This is a genomic window from Prevotella sp. Sow4_E9_plate (assembly GCF_052116205.1).
Lineage (GTDB): Bacteria > Bacteroidota > Bacteroidia > Bacteroidales > Bacteroidaceae > Prevotella.
This window is the reverse complement of sequence record NZ_JBQKLN010000094.1, coordinates 1-3,706: the sequence shown is the minus strand read 5'-3', so window position 1 is coordinate 3,706 and position 3,706 is coordinate 1. Positions and strand designations below refer to the sequence as shown.

The 3,706-nt window shown below is 43.3% G+C and carries 3 protein-coding genes and 1 pseudogene; 2 read left to right on the top strand and 2 right to left on the bottom strand.

Annotated features, from left to right (window positions below):
* Positions 1-110: pseudogene (locus ACTQ53_RS17255) on the top strand (GntR family transcriptional regulator); the annotation flags it as partial.
* A 110-nt stretch (positions 111-220) separates the two neighbouring features.
* Here ACTQ53_RS17255 and ACTQ53_RS17250 read toward each other — a convergent pair.
* Positions 221-1,783, bottom strand: coding sequence for an ATP-binding protein (locus ACTQ53_RS17250; protein ID WP_441934525.1), 1,563 nt, complete (start codon positions 1,781-1,783; stop codon positions 221-223).
* A gap of 186 nt (positions 1,784-1,969) precedes the next feature.
* Here ACTQ53_RS17250 and ACTQ53_RS17245 point away from each other — a divergent pair, with 186 nt between their 5' ends.
* On the top strand, positions 1,970-2,203 hold the full coding sequence (locus ACTQ53_RS17245) for a hypothetical protein (protein WP_441934523.1): 234 nt from the start codon (positions 1,970-1,972) through the stop codon (positions 2,201-2,203).
* Here ACTQ53_RS17245 and ACTQ53_RS17240 read toward each other — a convergent pair.
* Entirely contained in the window at positions 2,152-3,492 is a 1,341-nt protein-coding gene (locus ACTQ53_RS17240) for an ATP-binding protein (protein ID WP_441934521.1), read from the bottom strand. The two genes, ACTQ53_RS17245 and ACTQ53_RS17240, sit on opposite strands and share 52 nt — an antisense overlap.
* Between the last annotated feature and the right edge of the window lie 214 nt (positions 3,493-3,706).

Here is a 3,706-nt window from a genome sequence, read left to right as displayed (position 1 = left end):
TCTACGAGCGTTTCCACGTGAGCAAGAAGGTTTACAAGCGTGCCATTGGCGACCTCTACAAGAAGCGCCTCATCACCGTAAGCCCTATGAGCATCCGATTGGCGGAATAAGGCAGTTTTAATTCTACTTCAACCCAAAAAGACCGAGCAACTTCCAATAGAAAAGTTACTCGGTCTTTTTTTTATTATGAGTTGCTACCACTTTGAAAGTGGACTCTTATTTATGGTTCTATGGTCCAATCCTCAATATTCCCTTTCTTGGCATCAAAGTTTACACCAACTTTTACTATCGGCTTGCCACATCTTGCAAAACGCTGGTCATATTGCTTGAGGTTGATTTGCTGCATGGCGGCCTGGGCACTCTTGTTGAGTTTCAGTTCGATGAGATAGAGAGTATCCTCAGTCTCCATCACTACATCCACCCTTCCATTCGGTGTGTGAACCTCCACATCCACCACAAAGTGAGTCAAGAGGGTGAAGATGATGAAAAGCACCTGCTGGTAATGCCCCTCGTAATTGGTATTGTTACAATAAGGCACCGTGCCCAAGAACTCCTGGAGCAAGCGCAAGGCTCCATCCATGTCGCCTTGGCGAATCAAGACAGACATCTGGGCGATTGCCACATCTCCCTCCTCGGCATACATGCCTTCCAAATAATAAGGCATAAGGCTCTCAAATAAGCCCACCTTGATTTCCTTGTTAGGCAAGTCGAGCGTGAAGAGTTGGCTCATCTTGTCATAGCCCTTGATAGTGATGTAGCCGCTCTGATAGAGCAAAGGCGTGATGGTCTTCAAGTTCTCCGTAGGTGCATCGAAAGCTGAGGAACGAGCCAATGACCTGCCTATCTTGGCTGGCAAGACCTTAAACTTGCGAAGCATGTTGATAAGATAGGTAGGTGTGCCTGAGCTGAACCAATAAGCACCGAAGTTCTTATCATCAAAACAGTTGAGCAAGCTATAAGGATTAAACACATCAGGGGATGCTGGTGAGAAGTGATAGCCATCATAATTTTCCTTGAGTTTAGCAATAGTTTCCTCTCTTGTCATCTCCAGTGCCTCTGCCAACACATCTATATCCTCACTCATCTGGGTAAGCAATTCTTCCTTGGTGATTCCGCAAACTCCGGCATATTCATCATCCAGCGAAATATTTTTGATGTTATTCAACTCGCTAAAAATGCTCACTTGCGAGAACTTGGTGATGCCAGTCAGGAAGACAAAACGAAGCATGGGCTCACACATCTTGAGTGGGCTATAGAAATTGCGCATCACATTGCGAAGCTCATCCAAAGTTTTTCTCTCATGAGCTACATCGAGCATAGGCGCATCATACTCGTCGATGAGCACGACCACCTGCTTGCCACTAATTTCATAAGCGGTGGTAATTAATTCTGTCAAACGATCATTTGCACCTCTTTTAGAATGGGTAATCCCCCATTTTCTCTCTTCTGCCTCCAAACGATTTGAGAGATAATCCTCCAACTGCTCCTTCTCCATGTGCTTACCTCCACTCATGTCGAAGTGCAGTACAGGATATTCCATCCATTTCTGCTCTAACTTTTCGATGGCAAGCCCCTCAAACAGTTCTTTCTTTCCAGAGAAATAACTCTCAAAAGTGGACACCAAAAGTGACTTACCGAAACGGCGTGGACGACTTAAGAAGAAATAACATCCACCAGAATGTGTCATTCGATAGATATATTCCGTCTTGTCGATATAGAGCTTGTTTTCCTTTCGAATACGCTCAAATGTTTGGATTCCTACAGGATATAATTTCAATGCCATAATTGCTTCGTTTTGAATTCATATTGCAAAAATAGGCAATTTTTCCGAAATACCTATCAGAAAATAGAATATTTAACGGAAAACTTACATCTTCTTGGTAAAAGCCAAGGTAACGAGCTGCCAACCTGCTTATGTCTTGGCATAAGCCTCAGCTTCTCGATGGGCGGAACCATCAAGTAGCTGCGTGTGAAGGTGGGCGACTACCCCCAAAGAGAAGACAGATGCGTAAAGGCTTGCCTTGATTTGGTAAAGGCAGCCGGCATTGACTATTATGATGGTGCCCTTCTCAAGAATCCGAATTGGATTAAAGAGAGTCACGACCTGGGCATGAAGGTGAATGTATGGACTATCGACGATATATCTACCACTCATTCATCTACAACAGCATCCAATACGTTCCGCAAATTACCTATCAGATAAAACGGAAGATTGATCAACGTAAACTCCTTGCCATGAATGGTCTTGACCTTATCTATAGAATAAGGCTTTGACCAGATACGGATGGCTATGTTTACATCAGAACTATCCATAAATACCTGGAGAGAACGGAGATGGGCATTGGTTCCACTCTTTACCTCTATCGGATAAAGCTTGGAGTTATGAGTAAAAATGAAATCAACCTCTGCACCATTATTCGGCTTTGCCCAAAACGAGCGATGCTGTCCCACCCTATCTTCCAAAGCCAATAACTCCTGAGCCGTAATTTGTTCTGCAATATGCCCACGCCAACTGTCCACCATGTCGGTGGAACCAATGATTTCCTTTCTGATTCCCGCCTGATAGTTCACCAATCCCGTATCAAACCAGATGAGTTTTGGCATTCGCTTGGTCTCAGGGATAATCGGCAACTGGGTAGAAGACACAGGGTAAACCAACTCCAGGAGCATAGCCTTCTCCAGCAATCTAAAAGCCTCGCCCACCTCTCTTGACTTATAGCCAGAATTGGCAAAGTTGCCCAACGTAATGGTCTCACCCGAAAAAGCCCAACCATAGGAGAGGATGAACCTCACCACGTCTGTCAACTTATTACCTCTGACGTATTTTTCAGAATCATCCTTATAGGCTTGCACCAGAGTTTCATAAACATCTTCGATACCAATGACATCCTGGGTTTCAGCATACTGCTGCACAGCTTCAGGCATACCTCCCACAATGGTATATTGATTAAAAAGATGCATCAACTGTTCATGGAAGGCAACCGTATATTCTGCCTTCTGCGAGAGTACGGCAAGCAGATTATTCTTGCCGATAGCTCCCAGGAATTCCGAAAACGAACAAGGTCGCAAAGCCAGATATTGTACTCTTCCTACAGGGAAACTGACTTTAACATCCACCAGATTCTCCAACAGACTGCCAGCTGCAATAACATACAAATCTGGTCTCTGTTCATAGAAATACCTGAGAAGTGCTATGGTTTTAGGAGAATTCTGTATCTCGTCGATAAAAACAAGTGTAGTTCCTTCTTTCTTAACCTTACCGACACTGGCATACAGCATATTCACCAGGTCGTCTAAAGGAATCTCCATTTCAAACAACTTGGCATTCTCATTTCTTTCCAGATTGAAATATAGATAATTATCAAACTGAGAGCCAAACTCATTGACCACAGTTGTCTTGCCAACCTGTCGAGCTCCTCTCAGGATAAGAGGCTTATGCTTTTTGTCTTGCTTCCAAGCCTCCAGTTTACTGATGATATTTCGTCTAAACATACGCATTTGTTTCAAATCAGGGGCAAAGATACTACTTTTTTGTCGCAAATCAGCGGCAACAGCGTTAAAGTTTGTTGTAAATCAGGGACAACTAGGCATATCATTGTAGCAGTTCCCCAAAGTGGACACAAAAAATGATTATTAATTATTTATATTTTTAAAAGTACACATATCTATCAAATTTCGTTCCTTTTCATTTGCAAAAGTAGACAAT

What these genes read in the sequence shown, in the direction of transcription:
- ACTQ53_RS17240 (WP_441934521.1), bottom strand. Translation starts at nt 3,492, where the DNA reads ATGTTTAGACGAAATATCATCAGTAAACTGGAGGCTTGGAAGCAAGAC.
- ACTQ53_RS17250 (WP_441934525.1), bottom strand. Translation starts at nt 1,783, where the DNA reads ATGGCATTGAAATTATATCCTGTAGGAATCCAAACATTTGAGCGTATT.